General features: G+C 63.0%; 20 protein-coding genes and 1 pseudogene. 10 read left to right on the top strand and 11 right to left on the bottom strand.

Annotation, left to right across the window (positions count from 1 at the left end):
• Window positions 1–57: 57 nt before the first annotated feature.
• The 5 genes from P3T40_RS31535 to P3T40_RS31515 all read right to left on the bottom strand — a co-directional run bounded on the left by P3T40_RS31535 (window position 58) and on the right by P3T40_RS31515 (window position 5,138).
• Entirely contained in the window at window positions 58–984 is a 927-nt protein-coding gene (locus tag P3T40_RS31535; RefSeq protein WP_429271637.1) for a CysB family HTH-type transcriptional regulator, read from the bottom strand.
• A gap of 58 nt (window positions 985–1,042) precedes the next feature.
• Window positions 1,043–2,101, bottom strand: coding sequence for a sulfate/molybdate ABC transporter ATP-binding protein (locus tag P3T40_RS31530; RefSeq protein WP_429271636.1), 1,059 nt, complete (start codon window positions 2,099–2,101; stop codon window positions 1,043–1,045).
• A 3-nt stretch (window positions 2,102–2,104) separates the two neighbouring features.
• On the bottom strand, window positions 2,105–3,073 hold the full coding sequence (gene cysW / locus P3T40_RS31525; RefSeq protein WP_429271635.1) for a sulfate ABC transporter permease subunit CysW: 969 nt from the start codon (window positions 3,071–3,073) through the stop codon (window positions 2,105–2,107).
• Window positions 3,070–3,978 carry a sulfate ABC transporter permease subunit CysT gene (gene cysT, locus P3T40_RS31520; protein ID WP_429271634.1) on the bottom strand — a complete coding sequence of 303 codons (909 nt, stop codon included), beginning with the start codon at window positions 3,976–3,978 and terminating at the stop codon, window positions 3,070–3,072. The genes cysW and cysT overlap by 4 nt, the downstream gene beginning before the upstream one ends.
• A gap of 119 nt (window positions 3,979–4,097) precedes the next feature.
• Window positions 4,098–5,138 (bottom strand): sulfate ABC transporter substrate-binding protein, encoded by a 1,041-nt coding sequence (locus P3T40_RS31515; RefSeq protein ID WP_429271633.1) that lies wholly within the window; start codon window positions 5,136–5,138, stop codon window positions 4,098–4,100.
• A gap of 291 nt (window positions 5,139–5,429) precedes the next feature.
• Here P3T40_RS31515 and lexA point away from each other — a divergent pair, with 291 nt between their 5' ends.
• The 3 genes from lexA to P3T40_RS31500 all read left to right on the top strand — a co-directional run bounded on the left by lexA (window position 5,430) and on the right by P3T40_RS31500 (window position 7,308).
• Window positions 5,430–6,083, top strand: a complete 654-nt coding sequence (gene lexA, locus P3T40_RS31510; RefSeq protein ID WP_429271632.1) for a transcriptional repressor LexA — start codon at window positions 5,430–5,432, stop codon at window positions 6,081–6,083.
• Window positions 6,084–6,114: 31 nt separating this feature from the next.
• Window positions 6,115–6,459 (top strand): hypothetical protein, encoded by a 345-nt coding sequence (locus P3T40_RS31505; protein WP_429271631.1) that lies wholly within the window; start codon window positions 6,115–6,117, stop codon window positions 6,457–6,459.
• 198 nt (window positions 6,460–6,657) lie between these two features.
• A complete protein-coding gene (locus P3T40_RS31500; RefSeq protein ID WP_429271630.1) occupies window positions 6,658–7,308 on the top strand; it encodes a DUF2939 domain-containing protein in 651 nt (216 codons plus the stop codon).
• A 76-nt stretch (window positions 7,309–7,384) separates the two neighbouring features.
• On the opposite strand, the gene P3T40_RS31495 is transcribed toward P3T40_RS31500, so the two are convergent.
• Window positions 7,385–7,855: a universal stress protein gene (locus P3T40_RS31495; RefSeq protein ID WP_429271629.1), complete on the bottom strand. Its 471-nt coding sequence runs from the start codon at window positions 7,853–7,855 to the stop codon at window positions 7,385–7,387.
• Between the two features lie 249 nt (window positions 7,856–8,104).
• Between P3T40_RS31495 and nodI the strand changes: the two genes are divergently transcribed.
• Window positions 8,105–9,019: a nodulation factor ABC transporter ATP-binding protein NodI gene (nodI, locus tag P3T40_RS31490; RefSeq protein ID WP_429271628.1), complete on the top strand. Its 915-nt coding sequence runs from the start codon at window positions 8,105–8,107 to the stop codon at window positions 9,017–9,019.
• An 87-nt stretch (window positions 9,020–9,106) separates the two neighbouring features.
• Window positions 9,107–9,934, top strand: a complete 828-nt coding sequence (locus P3T40_RS31485; protein WP_429271627.1) for an ABC transporter permease — start codon at window positions 9,107–9,109, stop codon at window positions 9,932–9,934.
• A gap of 26 nt (window positions 9,935–9,960) precedes the next feature.
• Here the strand turns inward: P3T40_RS31485 and P3T40_RS31480 are convergent, their stop codons facing one another.
• The 3 genes and pseudogenes from P3T40_RS31480 to mnmH all read right to left on the bottom strand — a co-directional run.
• Window positions 9,961–10,383, bottom strand: coding sequence for a hypothetical protein (locus P3T40_RS31480; RefSeq protein WP_429271626.1), 423 nt, complete (start codon window positions 10,381–10,383; stop codon window positions 9,961–9,963).
• 275 nt (window positions 10,384–10,658) lie between these two features.
• Complete coding sequence (locus P3T40_RS31475; RefSeq protein WP_429271625.1) at window positions 10,659–11,720, bottom strand: permease; 1,062 nt, start codon at window positions 11,718–11,720, stop codon at window positions 10,659–10,661.
• Window positions 11,721–11,938: 218 nt separating this feature from the next.
• Window positions 11,939–13,027: pseudogene (mnmH, locus tag P3T40_RS31470) on the bottom strand (tRNA 2-selenouridine(34) synthase MnmH); the annotation flags it as partial.
• A 342-nt stretch (window positions 13,028–13,369) separates the two neighbouring features.
• Between mnmH and P3T40_RS31465 the strand changes: the two are divergent.
• Entirely contained in the window at window positions 13,370–14,770 is a 1,401-nt protein-coding gene (locus P3T40_RS31465) for a M20 family metallopeptidase (RefSeq protein WP_429271624.1), read from the top strand.
• 184 nt (window positions 14,771–14,954) lie between these two features.
• Here P3T40_RS31465 and P3T40_RS31460 read toward each other — a convergent pair whose 3' ends face one another.
• Entirely contained in the window at window positions 14,955–16,007 is a 1,053-nt protein-coding gene (locus P3T40_RS31460) for an NADP(H)-dependent aldo-keto reductase (RefSeq protein ID WP_429271623.1), read from the bottom strand.
• Window positions 16,008–16,133: 126 nt separating this feature from the next.
• On the opposite strand from P3T40_RS31460, the gene P3T40_RS31455 reads away from it, so the two are divergent.
• A complete protein-coding gene (locus P3T40_RS31455) occupies window positions 16,134–16,346 on the top strand; it encodes a DUF3820 family protein (RefSeq protein ID WP_429271622.1) in 213 nt (70 codons plus the stop codon).
• Between the two features lie 241 nt (window positions 16,347–16,587).
• Entirely contained in the window at window positions 16,588–16,851 is a 264-nt protein-coding gene (locus P3T40_RS31450; RefSeq protein ID WP_429271621.1) for a hypothetical protein, read from the top strand.
• Here the strand turns inward: P3T40_RS31450 and cynR are convergent.
• Window positions 16,835–17,719: a transcriptional regulator CynR gene (gene cynR / locus P3T40_RS31445; RefSeq protein ID WP_429271620.1), complete on the bottom strand. Its 885-nt coding sequence runs from the start codon at window positions 17,717–17,719 to the stop codon at window positions 16,835–16,837. The genes P3T40_RS31450 and cynR overlap by 17 nt on opposite strands.
• A 108-nt stretch (window positions 17,720–17,827) precedes the next feature.
• On the opposite strand from cynR, the gene P3T40_RS31440 reads away from it, so the two are divergent.
• Window positions 17,828–18,511, top strand: coding sequence for a carbonic anhydrase (locus P3T40_RS31440; RefSeq protein ID WP_429271619.1), 684 nt, complete (start codon window positions 17,828–17,830; stop codon window positions 18,509–18,511).
• Window positions 18,512–18,963: 452 nt separating this feature from the next.
• On the top strand, window positions 18,964–19,995 hold the full coding sequence (locus P3T40_RS31435; protein WP_429271618.1) for an ABC transporter substrate-binding protein: 1,032 nt from the start codon (window positions 18,964–18,966) through the stop codon (window positions 19,993–19,995).
• Window positions 19,996–20,111: the final 116 nt, after the last annotated feature.

Here is a 20,111-nt window from a genome sequence, read left to right as displayed (position 1 = left end):
ACTGGCCAGGCAGTCCCCGTCAGGGGCCGAATCCGGCGACGCGCCGATGCCCCGCCGTCAGTCCACTGCCCGCAATTGCGCGGCGATGTCGGCTTCCTTCAGCTGCGGCGCGAACATTTCCAGCAGACGATAGGCGTAGGACCGCAGGAACGCGCCCTTGCGCAAGCCGACGCGGGTCGTGCTCGCCTCGAACAGATGCTCGGTATCGAGCGCAACCAGCTCCGTGTCGCGCTTCGGATCATAGGCCATCGCCGCGACCACACCAATGCCCATGCCGAGCTCGACATAGGTCTTGATCACGTCCGCGTCGATGGCGGTCAGCACCACGTCGGGCAACGCCCCCGCTTTGGCGAACGCCTGGTCGATATGCGAGCGGCCAGTGAAATCCTGATCGTAGGTCACGATCGGAAACTCGGCGATCTCATCGAGCGTCAGGTTCTGACGGCCCACCAGCGGATGGTCCTTCGGTACGACTACGATGTGGTGCCACGAATAGCACGGGAACGTGACGATGTCCGGGAAGCGGTCGAGCGCCTCGGTCGAGATGCCGATATCCGCTTCGCCGTTGATGATCATCTGCGCGATCTGCTGCGGACTGCCCTGGCGCAGGGCCAAATGCACCTTCGGGAACACCTCGGTGAACTGGCGGATCACCTTGGGCAGCGCGTAGCGCGCCTGCGTGTGAGTCGTCGCCACCACGAGGTGGCCGCTGTCCTGGTCCGCATACTGGCGCGCGACCCGGCGCAGGTTTTCCGCGTCAAGCAGCATCCGCTCGATCAGCTGGTGCACCGCCTTGCCCGGCTCCGTCAATCCCGTCAGGCGTTTGCCGCGACGGATGAAGATATCGACGCCGAGTTCGTCCTCGAGGTCCTTGATCTGTTTCGACACGCCCGACTGCGACGTGTACAGCACGTTCGCGACTTCGGTCAGGTTCATGTTCTGGCGCACGGCCTCGCGCACGAAGCGCAGTTGCTGGAAGTTCATTTATATGTCTCCGGTTCAGCCAGATTCAAGTTATGCAATATAGGTTAGCCGGGCTGTCTCAGTGCGCCGGAAAGACGCGCAACGCACGCGGCACCGCCGTTACGCCGTCGCCGACCGCCAGTTGCAGTGCTCGCCACGCTTCTCGATCCAGCTCCGCTTCGAGCACGTTGCCCTCGCGCCCGGCGAGTTCGACGCGCACCGAGCCGCCGAGCGTCACGACACGCCGCACGTCGACGACGATGCCGTCGCGGTGACCCGAGGCCTGCGGATAAAGCTGCAGGTCGTGCGGCCGCACATAGGCGAACGCCGGGCCTTCGAAACCGGCCGCCGCCGCAACCGGCAACGCAGCGCCGTCTACCACGAAACCGTGCTGATCCACCGTGCCGCGCAGCCGGTTGGCCGCGCCTAGAAACTCGTAGACAAACGAGGTCTGCGGATGATCGTACACGTCCTGAGGACTCCCCACCTGTTCCACATGACCGCGGTTCATCACGACGATGCGGTCCGCGACCTCCAACGCTTCTTCCTGGTCGTGCGTCACGAAGATCGTCGAGATATGCAGATCGTCGTGCAAACGGCGCAGCCAGCCACGCAGTTCCTTGCGGACCTTCGCGTCCAACGCGCCGAACGGTTCGTCCAGCAACAACACCTTGGGCTCGACGGCGAGCGCACGCGCCAGCGCAATCCGCTGACGTTGCCCGCCCGAGAGCTCCGACGGATAGCGTTGCGCCAGCCAATCCAGTTGCACGAGCTTCAGCAACTCATGCACCTTCTCGCGGATCACCGCCTCCGACGGCCGCTCCTTGCGCGGTTTCACGCGCAGGCCGAAGGCGACGTTCTCGAACACGGTCATATGACGGAACAGCGCGTAATGCTGAAACACGAAACCGACCTGCCGCTCGCGTGCGCCCACCGTCGCGACGTCCTGTCCTTGTAACACGACCTGACCCGAGTCCGCATATTCGAGCCCGGCGATCACGCGCAACAGCGTGGTCTTGCCACAACCCGACGGCCCGAGCAGCGCAACCAGTTCGCCCGGCGGAAAGTCGAGCGAGACGTTATCGAGCGCAGTGAAATCGCCAAAGCGCTTTTGCAGGTTACGGACGGTGATACCCATTGATTACTCCTGCGTCGGCGCAAGCGCCATTGAAGACTTTGAAGTTGTGGGGCCGGCGTGCGCGGGTACATCACGCGCGGCCGCCAGTTCCGCCGACATATGGCGCTCGGCGAGCAGCTTGAGGCCCAGCGTCACGAGCGCGAGTAGCGCGAGCAATGACGCCACGGCAAACGCCGCCGAAAAGTTATATTCGTTGTAGAGGATTTCGACATGCAACGGGATCGTGTCGGTCTGGCCGCGAATATGGCCTGAAACCACCGAAACCGCGCCGAACTCGCCCATCGCCCGTGCATTACACAGGATCACGCCGTACAACAGACCCCACTTGACGTTCGGCAAGGTGACACGCCGGAACGTTTGCCAACCGGAAGCGCCGAGCACGTGGGCGGCTTCCTCTTCGTCGTTACCTTGTGCCTGCATCAGCGGAATCAACTCACGCGCGACGAACGGGAACGTCACGAAAATCGTCGCCAGCACGATGCCTGGTACTGCGAAGATGATCTGGATGTTGTGATCCTGCAGCCACGGGCCGAACCAGCCTTGCGCGCCGAACAGCAGCACGTAGACGAGACCGGAGACGACCGGCGAGACGGAGAACGGCAGGTCGATCAGAGTCGTCAGGAGCGCCTTGCCCTTGAATTCAAACTTCGCGATACACCAGGAGGCGGCGAGCCCGAAAACCAGGTTCAACGGTACTGCGATCGCGGCGGTCAAGAGCGTCAGCTTGATGGCGGAGACGGCATCGGGATCGGCGAGCGCTTCGAAGTAAAAGCCGATGCCCTTGCTCAACGCCTGATAGAACACCGCGACGAGCGGGACCACCAGAAACAGCGCGAGAAACAGCAGCGCGATGCCGGTGAGCACCCAGCGCACGAGCCGCGGTTCGGTCACGGGATCGGCACGGCGAGCCGCATCCGAAGCGGCACGCTGTACGGGCGGCAGCGGCGGGAGCGCAGCGGAATCCTGGCTCATTGCGCACCTCCTGCAGTGCCCGTCGTAATCGTTGTGGCGGTCGCAATGGGCAGTGCCGGTCCGGCCGCGCCACGGCGCGTGCGACGCTGCAGATACCACTGCAACGTGTTGATCAAAAGCAGCATGAGGAACGACACGACCAGCATCACCACCGCCAGAGCGGTTGCCCCGGCGTAGTCGTACTGTTCGAGCTTCGTGATGATCAGGAGCGAGGTGATCTCCGATTTCATCGGCACGTTCCCGGCAATGAAGATCACCGAGCCGTATTCGCCCAGTGCCCGCGCGAAGGCCAAAGCGAAACCGGTCAGCAGCGCCGGCAACACGGCAGGCAGGACGACGCGGCGAAACGTCAGCCAGCGCGATGCACCGAGGCACGCGGCGGCTTCTTCCTGCTCGCGCTCGAACTCTTCGAGCACCGGTTGCACAGTGCGCACCACGAACGGCAGGCCGATGAAGGTCAACGCAACCAGCACGCCAGCGGGCGTAAACGCAATCTTGATGCCGAGCGGCTCAAGAAACTGGCCGATCCAGCCGTTGCCTGCATACACCGCCGCGAGTGAAATGCCTGCGACCGAAGTGGGCAACGCGAACGGCAGATCCACGACAGCGTCGACCAGACGCTTGAACGGGAACGAATAACGCACCAGCACCCAGGCGACCAGAAAACCGAACACCGCATTGATCAACGCGCCGCCGAGCGCGGAGAAAAAGGTCAGCCGGTACGACGCCAGCACGCGCGGCGAGGCCACGGCGCGCACGAACTGGGACCAGTCGAGCGAGGCCGTCTTGAGAAAGGTCGCCGCGAGCGGAATCAGTACCACGAGGCTCAGATACGCCACCGTGATGCCGAGCGTCAGGCCGAAGCCGGGTAACGCGCTTGGCTTGCGGAAGGTCAACGTCGTCATGCAGGATGCTCTATCAGGGTAAAAATCGCTGCGGCCACCGTGGGCCAAACGTGCGGCCCAAATCGGTGACCAAAAGCACGCCACAAGGGCGTGCCGGATTGCGTTCTACGGATTGCGCCTTACTGCGGCGAGTAGATCGAATCAAACACACCGCCATCCGCAAAGTGAGTCTTCTGCGCATTCGCCCAGCCGCCGAACGAGTCATCCACCGTGTACAGCTTCAGCTTCGGAAACTTCGCGGTCAGTGCAGTCGGCACCTTGTCCGAACGCGGCCGGTAGAAATTCTCGGCTGCGATTTCCTGGCCTTGCTCGCTATAGAGGAAGTTCAGGTATGCCTCGGCCAGCTTGCGGGTGCCGTGCTTGTCCACCACTTTGTCGACCACCGCCACCGGCGGCTCGGCCAGAATGCTCACCGACGGCACGACGATCTCGAACTTGTCCGGACCGAATTCCTTCAACGACAGGAACGCCTCGTTTTCCCAGGCAATCAGCACGTCGCCGATGCCGCGTTGCACGAAGCTCGTGGTCGCACCACGCGCGCCCGAGTCGAGCACGCCGGCGTTCTTATAGAGCTTCGAGACGAAATCCTTGGCCTTCTGATCGTTGCCGCCCGGCTGATGCTCGGCATACGCCCATGCCGCCAGATAGTTCCAGCGCGCGCCGCCTGAGGTCTTCGGGTTCGGCGTGACGATCGACACGCCCGGCTTCACCAGGTCGTCCCAGTCCTTGATGTGCTTCGGATTGCCCTTGCGCACGAGGAACACGATCGTCGAGGTGTACGGTGCCGCGTTGTCCGGAAGGCGCTTTTGCCAGCCCTTGTCGACGAGGCCCTTGCTGGCGAGCGCGTCGATGTCGTAAGCCAGCGCCAACGTCACGACGTCCGCCTGCAGGCCGTCGAGCACCGAGCGCGCCTGTGCGCCCGAGCCGCCGTGCGACTGCTTGAACGTGATCGTCTCGCCGGTTTGCGCCTTCCATTGTTTGCCGAACGCCTGATTGACCTGCTGGTACAGCTCGCGCGTCGGGTCATAGGACACGTTGAGCAGCGTCGTATCCGCCGCGGCCGTCTGGGCCACCAGACCGAGTGCCGCTGCGGCGCCTAACGCCAGCACCGTGATGAGTTTCCTGGTCTTGCCTGCGAGCCCCGTGCCCTGATCGATCATCCACCTTCTCCGCGTTGTGGTTGGTTGGGACAGCGCGTCCCGTGTTGTATGTGTCGAGCTGGAGGCCAGTCTATCGAAGGGCTTTCATCATTAAAAATAATGTTTCTTCATTTTTTAATACGCAAAAGTGGTAATGACAGCCAGACGCGGCGTTGCGGCACGAAAACGGCTGTTCCGACGCCCGAAACCGGCGCTTCAACGACACCCAGGGACACGAACTTAAAGTAAAGCTTGAATTGCGCCGAATACTGTATAAAAATACAGTCACCTGTCTATCCATACAGTGGCGCCATGACCAAACTCACCGCACGACAGCAAGAAGTTTTCGATCTGATCCGCCGGGCTATCGAACGCACCGGCTTTCCGCCCACCCGCGCGGAGATCGCCGCCGAACTGGGCTTCAGCTCAGCCAACTCGGCGGAGGAGCATCTGCGGGCGCTGGCCCGCAAGGGCGTGATCGAACTCGCTGCGGGCGCTTCGCGCGGCATCCGGCTGCTGCTCGCCGGTCAGGACGACTCGCCGCACCAGTTCACGCTGCCGCACGCCAGCATCATGCAGTTGTCGCTGCCCCTGATCGGCCGGGTGGCCGCGGGTAGCCCGATCCTCGCGCAGGAACATATCTCGCAGCATTACGCCTGCGACCCGGCGCTGTTCTCGAGCAAGCCGGACTACCTGCTGAAGGTACGCGGGCTGTCCATGCGCGACGCCGGCATTTTCGACGGCGATCTGCTTGCCGTGCAGAAGAAAAGCGAAGCAAAAGACGGCCAGATCATCGTTGCGCGGCTGGGCGACGACGTGACGGTCAAGCGTCTCAAGCGCCGGCCGAATGGAATCGAGCTGATCGCCGAGAACCCCGATTACGAAAACATCTTCGTTCAGGCCGGCAGTGCGGAATTCGCATTGGAAGGCATCGCGGTTGGGCTGATCCGCCCGTCCGAGTTCTGAACCCTGCTCTGAACAACGCCTGGAGAGACTCATGGAACGCCTTGCCCGCCTGCTGCCCTTCCGCCAGTTTGGTCGTCTGCGCCATTTGCGCAGCCTCGTGCCGTGCGCACCGATCGAGGCGTCCAGCGCCACGCCTTCGTTATTCGACGTAGCGGCGCCGCAGACCTCAACCTTGCCGTCGGCGCTGCCGGCCTTTGCGCGGGTCTCGCTGAATTCAGGGCTCAATACAGCAGAACCGGCCCGGCGCGCGCCGGTGCGGGTCTACCACGGCCCGTCGCGTCTCATCATGGTCGGCACCGTCGACGCGGTGTGCCGGATGATCGACCGTTGCATCGCGGAAGAACGGGCCGGCGTGCAAAACGCGCTGTTCGAGTAAGGGCTGTATCGCGGACGGCCCGGAAGCCCGGGCTGATCTCTCTTCGGGTTCGGCATCATGCGTTGTAGATGAGCGCCGGGCAAAGCTGGCAAGAAGGTGGCATCGGGTGAAATCGCCAGGATCGCGTGAAGCTTGCGGGGATCGTTTTCCTGCGGCAGCGGTCCACGTTAGATCACCTACAGCGGAGAATCTCGCCCGATGGCTGTTTCAACACCTGCAAAACGCGGCTCTTCGCGGCCGCTGATCGTTGTACTCGTGGTGATTGCGGTCGTGGCCGTGCTGGGGTACGGCTATGCGTCGCCCTATCTCGCGCTTGATCGCCTGAAGCGCGCCGCCGATGCGCGAGATGCGCAGACCGTCAGCGAGTACGTGGACTATCCAGCATTCCGCGAAAGCCTGAAAGAACAGATTGGCGGCTTGTTGACGAGGCGGCTCGAAGCGCGCGCGAACGGCAATCCGCTCGCAGCCATAGGGGCAATGATCGGCATAGCGCTGATTGGTCCCTTGGTTGACGCCTATGCCACCCCCGACGGCGTGGCCGCGCTACTGAACGGCATGCCGCCACGCGGCGATCTCACCCAGCGTCCGCCTGCTCACCAGAATACTGGCGCCAATACGCCTGCCGGCCCGGCAGATACAACACCGGCCCCCGCAGCGCCCGCGCCGGGCAATACAACCACACCGCCGCAACCGCCGCAACCGCCGCAAACCACGGCAGGCTACCGCAGCATCAACGCATTCGCCGTCACGTATCAACACGGCGTCGGCGATGCGCGCTATTCCGCCATTCTGCGGCGCGAAGGGCTGTTTACGTGGAAGCTGGCTGCGGTAGAGCTGAACGCGAACTGAATGCGAGTTGAGGGCGCGCTAAACAGTGAGTCAGCGCGCTTCCAATCTTGTCCACCCTGTTCCGCTCTACGCCGACTCAGGCCGCCTCAGCCGCTTGCTGCTGCTCCTGCACCGACGAGCACGCCACCAGAATGCTGCACGAGACCCGGTCGAGCAGAGGCGTATTGCCCGCCCCCATCCACCAGCGCGACAGGCCGGTGCGGCATCGGTGGCCAACCACCACTAGATCCACTTGCAGCTCGTTAGCCAGGTTGGCGATTTCGTCGATCGGGTGGCCGAACGCAAAATGGCCTTGCGCGGTGACACCGCGCTCGGTGAGCCAGTCGACCCCTTCCTGGAGGATGTCGCGGGCGGTCTTTTCGAAGCTGCCACAGGCCACGTCGGTCAACAGCCCCGCGCTCTGCGCGATGCTCGAGCGCATATCGACCACCGACAGCAGATGCGTTTCCGCTTTGAGGTCTAGCGCCAGATCGGCGCCGCAACGCAGGGCCTTGCGGCCTTCGCGCGAGCCGTCGTAGCACAACAGGATTTTCTTGTAGCTCGCCATGTGGTTCTCCCTACCGCGTTCATCGCGGTTCTGTCCTAATCATGGTGCGCCGCAATTCAGCATGCAAGGGATGGAAAACGCTAACTAAATGCTAACGAAGCACTCATTGCATGAGAGCCGCTAAACGCATCATGCCGCAGCGCAAGAACCCGCACCCTCGCAGTGCATCAGCGTCAACAGCCGCGCGCCGATGCCCTAGAATGGGCAGCCTCACCGGCCGTTCACGTCTTTCGGAATCCCTATTGACCTATGTCTGAATCCGCCATTGAATTCCTGCAGGTCCATAAGCGCTATGCCGGTAAGACCGTCGTCGACGGCCTGTCGTTCCACGTCCAGCAAGGCGAGTGTTTCGGCCTGCTCGGACCGAACGGTGCGGGCAAGACCACCACGCTGCGCATGCTGCTCGGCATTGCGGCACCGGATGCCGGCACGATTCGCCTGTGCGGCGAGCCGATCCCGGCACGCTCGCGTTTCGCGCGGGCGCGCGTCGGTGTCGTCCCCCAGTTCGACAATCTCGATCCGGACTTCACGGTGCGCGAGAACCTGCTGGTGTTCGGCCGCTACTTCGGCATGAGTGCGGCGCAGACCCGCGCCATGGTGCCGTCGCTGCTCGAATTCGCCCGCCTCGAAAGCAAGGCGGACGCGCGTGTCGGTGAGCTGTCCGGCGGCATGAAGCGGCGCCTGACGCTGGCCCGCGCGCTCGTCAACGATCCGGACGTGCTGATCATGGATGAGCCCACCACTGGGCTCGACCCTCAGGCGCGCCATCTGATCTGGGAGCGGTTGCGCTCGCTGCTCGCGCGCGGCAAAACCATTCTCCTGACCACGCACTTCATGGAAGAAGCGGAGCGGCTCTGTCACCGCCTGTGCGTGATCGAGGAAGGACGCAAGATTGCGGAAGGCGCGCCGAATGAACTGATCGCCTCGGAAATCGGCTGCGACGTGATCGAAATCTACGGTCCGGATCCCATCGCCTTGCGCGACGAACTGGCGCCGCTTGCGGAACGCACCGAGATCAGCGGCGAGACGCTGTTCTGCTACGTCACCGACGCGGAACCGGTCCACGCGCGCCTCAAGCAGCGCGCGGACCTGCGCTATCTACACCGGCCGGCCAATCTCGAAGACGTGTTCCTGCGGCTTACGGGCCGCGAAATGCAGGACTGACGGCACAACCACACGCGCGAGGCACACCGACGCATCCGCGCCTGAAACCCGCACCCGAAACCCAGCCCGCCTCGACACCCACCCGCCATGGACGCACGCACCTACGACACAACCAGCCAGGCCGCCCCGGCCAGCGAGCCGTTCGCGGCCCTCCCCGCCAATGCCGTCAACTGGATCGCCGTGTGGCGCCGCAATTATCTGGTGTGGCGCAAGCTCGCGCTGGCGTCGATGTTCGGCAACCTCGCCGATCCGATGATCTATCTGTTCGGTCTGGGCTTCGGGCTCGGCTTGATGGTCGGGCATGTCGACGGGGTGTCGTATATCGCCTTTCTCGCTGCCGGCACGGTGGCCTCGAGCGTGATGATGTCAGCCAGTTTCGAGTCGATGTATTCGGGCTTTTCGCGCATGCACGTGCAGCGCACGTGGGAGGCGATCATGCACACGCCGCTCACGCTCGGCGATATCGTGCTCGGCGAAGTGATGTGGGCGGGCAGCAAGTCAATGCTGTCCGGGGTGGCGATCATGCTGGTGGCCGGTGCGCTCGGCTATGCGAACTTCCCTTCGATGCTGCTCGCGCTGCCCGTCATCGCGCTGACCGGGCTCGCGTTTGCCGCCGTGGCGATGATCGTGACGGCGCTCGCACCGTCGTACGATTTCTTCATGTTCTATCAGACGCTCGCGCTCACGCCCATGCTGCTGCTCTCCGGCGTGTTCTTTCCGATCGCGCAGCTGCCGCCCATCGCCCAGCATGTGACGCAGTTGCTGCCGCTCGCGCATGCGGTCGATCTGATCCGGCCTGCGATGCTCGGCCGGCCGCTCGACCACGTGGCGCTGCACGTCGCCGTGCTGGCGGCCTACGTGGTGGTGCCGTTCTGCATCTCGGCAGTGCTGTTCCGACGCCGGATGATGCGCTAGGCGCGTGTACCGCGCGCCTGCCGGATTCAGTCCTCGTCATCCGTCCAGGGAATATCGACGTCGGAGATGAACGCGACCGTCGCGAACGGGCCGCCTTCCTGTCGGCCGATCTTGCCGTCCGCGCGCTGCCATTCGACGCGAAACAGCGTGCCCGGATCATCGGCAATCAGGCGCACAGTGCGCACCTCGTCGGGATCGGATTCTTCCACCGGGCCGTCGAGCGACACCAGCAGTTCCTGTGGCCACAGGCCGTCGGCGGGATCGTAAATGCGATCGCCATCGGGAATCAGCGTGAAGGCTTCCACGCCGATCGTCGCCGATGCGTCGATGATCATTTTGCCCAAGGCACGCAGCAGCGCAGTGGCACGCGCCGAGTTCGCCTGGCGGATCGCGAGGTCCCCGCGCGTCAGCGCCTGTTCAAGTTTCGGGTTTGTTTTTTGTTGCGCCATTCGATTTCCTGATTGCTTTCGCTCGAGTGTATGCGGCGGCTCGCCTAAGCCCGTATCGCCTGCACCTACATCGCCTGCGCACATGTTGCGAAGGGGCACGCCGCTTGTGATTTTTTTCGGGCTGAATCGTACCACTGGTGGGCATCCCAGCCGCATCGAACGTGACCATCGCTCGATCCAGACGCCCCCAGTTCCCCAGTTTAGGTCGTGATTCGACAACTGGCAGCGAGATTTATCGGGCAACGTGGGCGAGGTCGCAGGCGCCGCCCACGGATTCAGAATCCAAGCGCGACAGCAAGTCCACCGCCCACCACCCCAAACAGCACGACCGACACCGCCACCAGCGTCAGGAGACGCGGCCGGAACGAGCGTGCCAGCATCGCCAGCGACGGCACGCTGATCGGCGGCAAGGTCATCAGCAGCGCGCCGGCCGGCCCAACGCCCATGCCGAGCGAAAGCATGGCCTGAATGATCGGCACCTCGCCCGCGGTCGGAATCACGAACAACATGCCGGCGACCGCCAGTGCAACGATCCAGCCAAACTGGTTGCCGATCTCCGGGCCGACGTGCGGGAACAGCCACGCGCGCGCGGCGCCGAGTAGCAGGATCAGGACGATATATTCGGGAATCAGACGCAGCGCCATGCGGGCAAAGAGGTTTAGCCAGCGCACGAAGGCGTTCCCGCGCTGCTGCTGCTCCTGCAGTGCAGCAAGTTGCGCCAACTGGCCATCTGCGGCCGCGGCCTCTTCGCGGGTCACGAGCCGGTTCACCAGATAGCCCAGACCGAACACCATCAGCACGCCCAGTACGAGGCGCAGCGCCGCCCAGTTCCAGCCGAGCACGAACCCCATAAAAACCAGCGTGGCCGGATTGAGCACCGAGTTGCCGAGCCAGAACGCAATCGCGCCGCCGGGCGAAGCCTGTCGCTGCCGCAAGCCAACTACAACCGGCGCCGCGCAGCAGGTGCACATCATGCCGGGGATCGCCAGCAGGCCGCCGGCCGCGACGCTGCCAAAGCTGGTCTTGCCGAGCACCCGGGCGATCCATTGCACCGGCAATAGAACCTGTACGGCCGAGCCGAGCAACAGGCCGAGCACCATCGCCTGCCAGATCGCTTTGCCGTAAGCAAGCGCATAACTGAGCGCGGCCGCCAGCGAAGGTGCAGGCGGATTTGCGTCGGTCCCCATCAGGATCGATTTGCCGATTGAATGCGTCTCCGCCGCTGTGAAGGCCCGGTGGTAATACGGAAACCACTTCACATAAAAGAGCCCGGCGACGGCGAGCAGCAGGAAAATCACCCATCCGGATGCGGGTTGAGTCTGGCGTGTGGTGTTCATCGTTATGGTGTGTTCTGGTTTGAAGCGGAGACTGTGGAGCCGGAAACGGCTGGAGACTATTGGGGTTTGACGGGAGCCGGCCGCTCTCGCCCGCCGGCCGGCAAGCCGACCTCAGCGCCGCTGGCAACCGCAGCAGGGGACGCGGCATGCGCAGCGCCGGCGACGCGGTGCGGGGCGCCCGCGGGTGCCTTGCCACTGGACTTCTCATCGGCGTTGCTACCGGCCTGCGCGAGGCTCGCCAGTAACGCCGCGGCCTGCCCCACACTGTCAGCCGCGTTCGGCCTGAAGCTGAAGCGCAGCGCCTCGTCAAGGTGGCTGAAATGCTGCCGGCTACTGCGCTGGTAGGCCGGATCGTAGTGCCGCTCGATCAGCTCGCCAAACAGCTCGGCACGCGCGGCCGCTGCGCCTGCGCCGCCAGCAGCGCCCCCACTGCCCGCGTCGATCAACTGCTGCCAGTGCTTGACCTGTTCGCGGCTATGCAAGCCGATCAGGCGGTCGAGCTGATGCTTGAACGAGTCCGGGTTGTCGAACAGATGCGCATAGTCCTGCAGCAAAAACGTGATGCGGTCGGCATGCGTGGTCTCAACTTCCACACAGGGGCCGCCCTGAAAGCGCTCGAGCAGCGTCTGCGGCAAAGTGATCGCTCCAATCCTCCGGCTCTCCGCTTCCACGAACACCGGACGATGCACGTCGAAGCGCGACAACACGCTGACGAGTGCCGTATCGAAGGCTTTTTGTGCCGGTTGCGGCTGATCCGGCAACGCGCCGAGCAGCGAGCCGCGATGGCAGGCCAGCGCTTCCAGATCGAGCACCTGGGCACCCGCTTCGCGCAGCGCCTGCAACAAGCGGGTCTTGCCACTGCCGGTATGGCCGGTCAGCGCGACATAGTCGAACTGGCCCGGCAGACGCTTGAGCGTCTCGAGCACGGAACCCCGATACGCCTTGTAGCCGCCGTCGAGCTGACGCGCCTGCCAGCCGATCAGGTTGAACCAGGTCGTCATCGACCCGGAGCGCTTGCCGCCGCGCCAGCAATAGATCAGCGGGCGCCAGTTGCGCGGACGGCCGGCAAAGGTCGTTTCGAGGTGATGCGCGATATTGCGCGCCACCATCGCCGCGCCGACCCGCGTGGCCTCGAAGGGCGACACCTGCTTGTACATGGTGCCGACGATCACGCGCTCCTCGTTACTCAGCACCGGCGCGTTGATCGCACCCGGAACGTGATCTTCGGCAAACTCGAGCGGCGTGCGCACGTCCACGATCTCATCGAATCGCGTCAGTTGATCGAGGGATACCAGCAGGTTTTTCAATTGGACGACGCGTGGAGAAAGGCTGCTTTCGAATGAAATAGCCGGAATGAACGAGATGGAGGCAACGGTTAAGCGGAATTATGGCATGCGGCGGGTCCGCGTCGGCTGAGGCGCCCTGATCAACACGAAGCCGTCGTCCGCAAAAGTCGCGCGAGTTTTGCCTTTTTGGCAACGAAAGCTTCGAAATGCGATTATTGTGACAACCGATACGGCCTCCTGGAATCGATCGCAAGCTGAACGCTGCGGCCGAGGGCGCGGGATCGCGCACCGTGTGTCGCAGCCAGCGTTCTGGCATTCGTATCCGAACGATCTGTCGTCTATAGCCCGCCACCGGAGACAACCTTGACCCGCAACCAGGCCATCCAGCACGCGACGCACTACTTCGATTCCGGTGCCTTTCTCGCCGACCTCAACCGCCGCGTCGGATTTCGCACCGAGAGCCAGGAAACGGACCGCGCCGCCATCCTGCTCGCCTATCTGACCGATGAGATCGTCCCCGAGGCCGAGCGGCTCGGCTTCGAGACGCGCATCGTCGACAACCCGGTGGCGGGCGCCGGCCCCTTCCTGATCGCGACGCGACACGAGAGCGACGACCTGCCGACCATGCTGACATACGGCCACGGCGACGTGGTTCGCGGCTACGACAACCAATGGCGCGAACCGCTGACGCCGTGGACGGTGAAGGTCGAAGGGAAGCGCTGGTACGGCCGCGGCACCGCCGACAACAAGGGGCAGCACACCATCAATCTCGCGGCGCTCGCCAGCGTGCTCGACGCGCGCGGCGGCAAACTCGGCTTTAACGCCAAGCTGCTGATCGAAATGGGCGAGGAAACCGGCTCACCGGGACTCGATGCGTTCTGCCATACGTATAAGGAGGCGCTCGCCGCTGACGTGCTGATCGCCTCGGACGGGCCGCGCCTTGCCGCGCGGCGTCCAACCGTGTTTCTCGGCTCGCGCGGCTCGGTGAATTTCCAGCTCTCGCTGAACCCGCGTGACGGCGCGCATCACTCGGGCAACTGGGGCGGCCTGCTGCGCAACCCGGCCACGGTTCTTGCCAACGCGCTAGCGAGCCTTGTCGATGCACGCGGCGTAATCGCCGTCGACGGCCTGCGTCCGCCGCCGATTCCCGAGGCGGTGCGGCGGGCGCTGGCCGATATCACCGTCGGTGGTGGCACGGGCGACCCCGCCGTCGACGATAACTGGGGCGAACCGGGCCTCACGCCCGCGGAACGAGTCTTCGGCTGGAACAGCTTTGAAGTGCTCGCCTTCAAGGCGGGCAACCCTGACAACCCTGTCAACGCGATTCCGGCGGCCGCCTTTGCGCACTGCCAGTTGCGCTTCGTCGTAGGCACCGATTGGCAAAACCTCGCCCAGCACCTGCGCTCCCATCTGGATGCGCACGGCTTCACGATGGTCGATCTGACGGTCGAGAGCGGTGCGCCGGCCACGCGTCTGGATCCTGACGATCCTTGGGTCACGTGGGCGATCGCGTCGCTCGAGCAGACCACGGGCAAAAAGACTGCGGTATTGCCGAACCTCGGCGGCACGCTGCCGAACGAAGTGTTCGCCGACACGCTGGGCCTGCCGACCATCTGGGTGCCACATTCGTACCCGGCCTGCTCGCAGCACGCGCCGAACGAACACCTGCTCGGACCCGTCGCACGTGAAGGACTGCAGATCATGGCGGGGCTCTTCTGGGATCTCGGGGAGAACGCGCCCAAGACGGTTGCAGCCCGCGCCTGACAAACGGTGGTTGGCGCTGCTGATGCTGGCGCCGGGTTTCTAGCTGATGTCTTGCGTGAGTTTTGCGCGCGTTTTGCGCGATGCTCAGCCTGATCGCGCTGTACGCGCTGAGAGCGAAACGCCAGATTCGCTGAGCGCCAGCCCGGCGCTCAAGCAACCGGGCCCGCCTGTTTGCGCCCCACGCTTAAGGCGCTGGATTCGGCTGCACTTCATGCAACGCGTCGATTTCCGCCAGCACCTCGGGCGACAACTTCACATCAACGCTCGCGATGTTTCCCTTCAACTGCGCGAGCGAGGTCGCACCGATCAGGTTGCTCGTGAGGAACGGCCGGCTATTGACGAACGCCAGCGCGAATTGCGCGGGCGACAGGCCGTGCCGCTTCGCGAGTTCGACGTAGCGGCTGGTCGCCTGCACCGCTTCGGGCTTGCTATAGCGCTTGAAGCGTTCGAACAGCGTGATGCGGGCGCCCTCAGGACGCGCACCCCCTTCGTACTTGCCCGATAGCCAACCGAACGCAAGCGGCGAATAGGCGAGCAGGCCAATGCCGTCACGATGGCTGTATTCCGACAGACCCACTTCGAAAGTACGGTTCAGCAAACTGTACGGATTCTGGATGCTGACGATGCGCGGCAAGTCGAGCTTCTCCGCCGCACGCAGGAACTGTGCGACACCCCACGGCGTTTCGTTCGACACGCCGATATGCCGCACCTTGCCTTCCTTCACGAAGTCAGCCAGCACCGACAGCGTTTCTTCGATCGGCACCGTGTACGCATCTTCAACCCAGGGATAGGCGGTGCGGCCGAACGTCATGGTGCTGCGATCAGGCCAATGCAACTGGTACAGGTCGACGTATTCGGTTTGCAGGCGCTTGAGACTGTGGTTCAGCGCTTCGGTGAGATTCTTGCGGTCGAACTGATTGCCTTCGCCGCGGATATGGCGCGGATTATGCGGCTGACGCGCCGGGCCGGCGATCTTGGTGGCGAGCACGATTTTCCCGCGCGCGCTGCGATGCTGCGCGAGCCACGTGCCGATGTAGCGTTCTGTTGCGCCTTGCGTCTCGGGACGCGGCGGCACAGGATACATCTCGGCGGCATCGATCAGAGTGACGCCTTGATCGAGCGCGTAGTCGATCTGCTCATGCGCTTCGCGTTCGGTGTTCTGCTCGCCCCAGGTCATTGTCCCGAGACCGATCAGACTGACCTCGATGTCACTGTTGCCTAGTTTGCGGTATTCCATCGCACTGTCCCTGTTGGTTCAACAATCGAAAAGCATTGAACTTACCACGGCCGCGCGATACCTGCAGGGCAGCTAAAATGCGGCTGCCCGCCGGGTTCGGCAACCACACTCTCTGGGACTAAAGCGATGAATCCGGAACACCTGGAATTGCTGGTCACTCGCGTCATGCCCTACGGAAAATATAAAGGCCGCCTGATCGCGGATTTACCGGGACACTATCTGAACTGGTTTGCGAGCCAAGGTTTTCCGCCAGGCGAAATCGGCCAATTGCTAGCGCTAATGCATGAGATCGATCACAACGGCCTGAAGTCATTAATCGAACCGTTACGAAAACGCTGAGTCACGGCAAATAACAGGAAGGAGTGGCAAACCGGCAAGCCCTTGCCAGACAGACCTCAGGCTTTCAGTTTTCCAAAATCGGTCGACAATCGCATCACTACATCAATACAAAGTGAAAGCTGTCGAGCGTGCTATTTCTTCTGTAAAAAAATCTAACTTTTTGTCGCTTGACCCTTGTGTGCCCATCGGTTGTAATCAGCAACACTTGATCGGTTTCTCTCTGCAGATCTCGTGTGCCTCTATGAACAATCCCGGTCTCATTCACCTATTGGAATACATCGGTCACGATATGTCGCCCGTGTCGGCGGTCATCGCGTTCTTCGTGTTCGGCTATCTCATCGTGGGCCTGCCGGTCCACTTCCGCCAGGGTCCGGCATCGCGCGACGTCTGGGGCACAGCCGCCGGAGTGACGATGGCCGCGGTGTATGCCGCATTCCTCGTGTGCGTGTACCCGATCCTGCACCACTCGCTGCACCTGCTGGCGCCGATCAGCGCGGCCCACTAAGCGCTGCGGCGAGCGCCGCAAACGCATCGCACGCTGCACTCCGATAGGCACCGCTACGCCGCAGCAGCACGGCTGTGCGTCGTGGCAAAGCCGGTTTCAACGCGACGGAATGCAAGCCCTCATGCTCGCGCGCGATCGCATCGGGCAAGACCGTGGCAAGCCGTCCGCGCCGCACGATCTCCACCACCGCACTGAGCGAATTGACCTCGATTGCCACGCGCGGCGCGATGCGTTGCTGCCGGCAGTACAGATCGATGTAACGCCGCGTCGCAAACTTCCCGCTCAACAGCACCAGTGACTCCTGCTCCAGGTCCCGCACGGCCAACGGCGCTTTTTGCGCCGCGCAGCGATGGGCCGCACCGACCACGAGGCTGAGCGACTCAACGAACAGCACTTCGCTTTCGATATCTGGTGAGCGGACCTCGTCGAACGCAATGCCGATATCGAGCAGGTCGTCGGCCAGCGCCGCTTCGATGCGGTCCTGAGTGGTCTCCTCAAGACTCACCGTGATGCCTGGGTAAAGCTCGTTGAAACGGGCCAGCAAAGGACCGATCAGATAAGCCGTGAACGTCGGCGTGACGGCAAGCCGCAATGTGCCGCGGCTCAGGTCCTGCACGTCGTGAATGGCGCGCCGGCCGGCATCGAGATCCTGCAACGCGCGCCGGGCGTGGCGCAGATAGGCCTCGCCCGCATCGGTTACGCGCACCGTGCGGCCTGAACGGTCGAGCAGTTGCACCTGCAGAACGTCTTCGAGTTGCCGGATCTGCTGCGACAGCGTCGGTTGCGACACATGCAACGCCTCGGCGGCGCGTGTGAAATTCTGGTGTTCTGCGACCGCCTGCAGATAGCGGATATGCCGTAGCAGCATGGAGATTCGAGTATAGGTGTCACTTATTGGATCAATCATAATCCGGTCTTGGACCCTATAGTTAGACAGGTTCATCCTTTCGTTATTGCTCTGTGCCGGGAGAGACTCATGCAGGACATCATTGAAGGCTTTCTGAAATTTCAGCGGGAGGTGTTTCCCGCCCATTCAGCGCTCTTCAAGCGCCTCGCCAATAGCCAGAACCCGGGCGTGCTGTTCGTGACCTGCTCGGACAGCCGCGTGGTGCCGGAGCTGCTGACGCAACGCGAGCCCGGGGACATGTTCGTGATCCGCAACGCCGGCAATATCGTGCCGTCCTATGGACCGGAACCGGGCGGCGTCTCGGCGACCGTTGAGTATGCGGTCGCGGTGCTGCGCGTCACTGACATCGTGATATGTGGGCATTCTGACTGCGGCGCAATGACGGCCATCTCGACGTGCATGTGTCTCGATCATCTGCCCGCGGTGGCCGCCTGGTTGCGGCATGCCGATTCGGCCAAAGCCGTGAATGCCGCCCGCACGCATGCTTCGCCGCAGGCGCGGCTCAATGCGCTGGTGCGCGACAACGTCGAGGCGCAGCTTGCCAACATCAAAACCCATCCGTCGGTTGCGGTAGCCCTCTCACAGGGTAAGTTAAACCTGCACGGCTGGGTCTATGACATCGAAAACGGTGCGATCGACTCGCTCGACGGCAGCGCGAAGCCGCCGCGTTTCGTTTCGCTCGCGGCGCATCCCGACGCCTGTGCGCTGCGGACACACGTTGACGCGCCCGCTGATAGCGCCAAATCCGACTAGCAGCACCCACCCTGAACACTCCCGCAACCCACGAAAGGACCCACCATGCGATTCCAGCGACGGCTCGCTCGCGGTTATCAAGCTGGATGGCAAGTTTCTGCCTTATAAGCCGTTCTGAGCGCGGGCGGCCTGCGCCGCTTTCGTCTGGTTTATTATCTGCCCATGGCCGCTCTCCGCGGCCACGGCACCGCCCCTCCCGCTGACGTCACCTCGCCTCGCACTCCCCTCCTGTCACGCCGCTCCGTACAAACCCGAAGTTGAGTCAGGCTCATACCTGAGATCAAAAAACATCAATTCTTCGGCGACGGCAACGACCAGCACAATCAAGTACACCGTCGATGGCGCAGCGATTTCGAATCGCACAGCACATCGTGGCAGCCGGCTATCAAACCGGGCGCGGTCACGACTCACTAGAAAAATACATTCAGACAAAACATAGGAGACAGTCAACCATGAAATTCAAGCACCTTCGCGCGGCGTTCCTGAGCATCGCGTTACTCGCAACCGGCACCGCTCACGCGGCGGACACCTGGTGCGGTTCGGGCAAGACCGTGCACTTTGCCGGCATCACATGGGAAAGCGGCGCGTTCGCCACCGAGGTCCTGCGGCAAATTCTCGAGAAAGGCTACGGCTGCAAGACCGATGAGGTGCCCGGCAGCACCGCCGCCACCGAAACCGCTCTCGCCCACAACGACGTGCAGGTCTGGGCCGAACAATGGACCGGCCGCAGCGAGATCACCGCAAAGGCTGTCGCTTCGGGCAACGTCAAGCTGGTCGGCGATACGCTGCCGGGCGGCACCAAGGAAGGCTGGTTCGTGCCCGACTACGTCGTGAAGGGGGACACCGCGCGCGGCATCAAGCCGTCGGCGCCGGGCCTCGTTGCCGTGGCCGATCTGCCGAAGTACAAGGATGTGTTCACGGATGACGAGGAGCCCAACAAGGGCCGTTTTCTCAACTGCCCGAGCGGCTGGGATTGCGAACGCGTCAATACGCGTCTTCTGAAGGTGCTCAAGCTCGACGATTCGTATACGAACTTCCGGCCGGGCACGGGCGCAGCGCTCGATGCGGCGATTGCGTCGGCCTACACGCGCGGCAAGCCGATTCTGTTCTATTACTGGGGCCCGGCTGCGCTGATGGCCAAGTACAAGCTCACCGAACTGAAGATGCCGCCTTACAACGCCGATTGCTGGAAGACGCTGCGCGACGAGAGCAGCACGTCGCAGTGCGCATCGTCATACATGGTCTCGCATGTGACGGTGGGCGTGTCGACGCCCTTCTACAACGACGACCCGCAGTTGATGGAACTGTTCACCAAGGTCAAGTTTCCGATGGACTTCCTGAATCAAACCATCCTCGACATGAGCGTGAAGAAGGTCGACGGCAGCACGATGGCCACGCAATTCCTGCGATCGCATCCGGAGATGTGGAAGCAGTGGGTGCCGGCCGATGTCGCGTCGAAAATCCAGGCGAGCCTGGCAAGTTAAGACCCCGAGTAGAAGATGAACTCGTTTTTCCTGCATCTGTCGATTGCCGACTGGGTGAACGACGTGGTTCAGTCGTTCGTCACCCAGTACGGTGACAGCTTTCACAACTTCAGCAT

It is taken from the genome of Paraburkholderia sp. EB58 (genome assembly GCF_050436665.1).
Taxonomy (GTDB): Bacteria; Pseudomonadota; Gammaproteobacteria; order Burkholderiales; family Burkholderiaceae; genus Paraburkholderia.
This window is presented reverse-complemented; position numbering and strand designations above follow the sequence as displayed.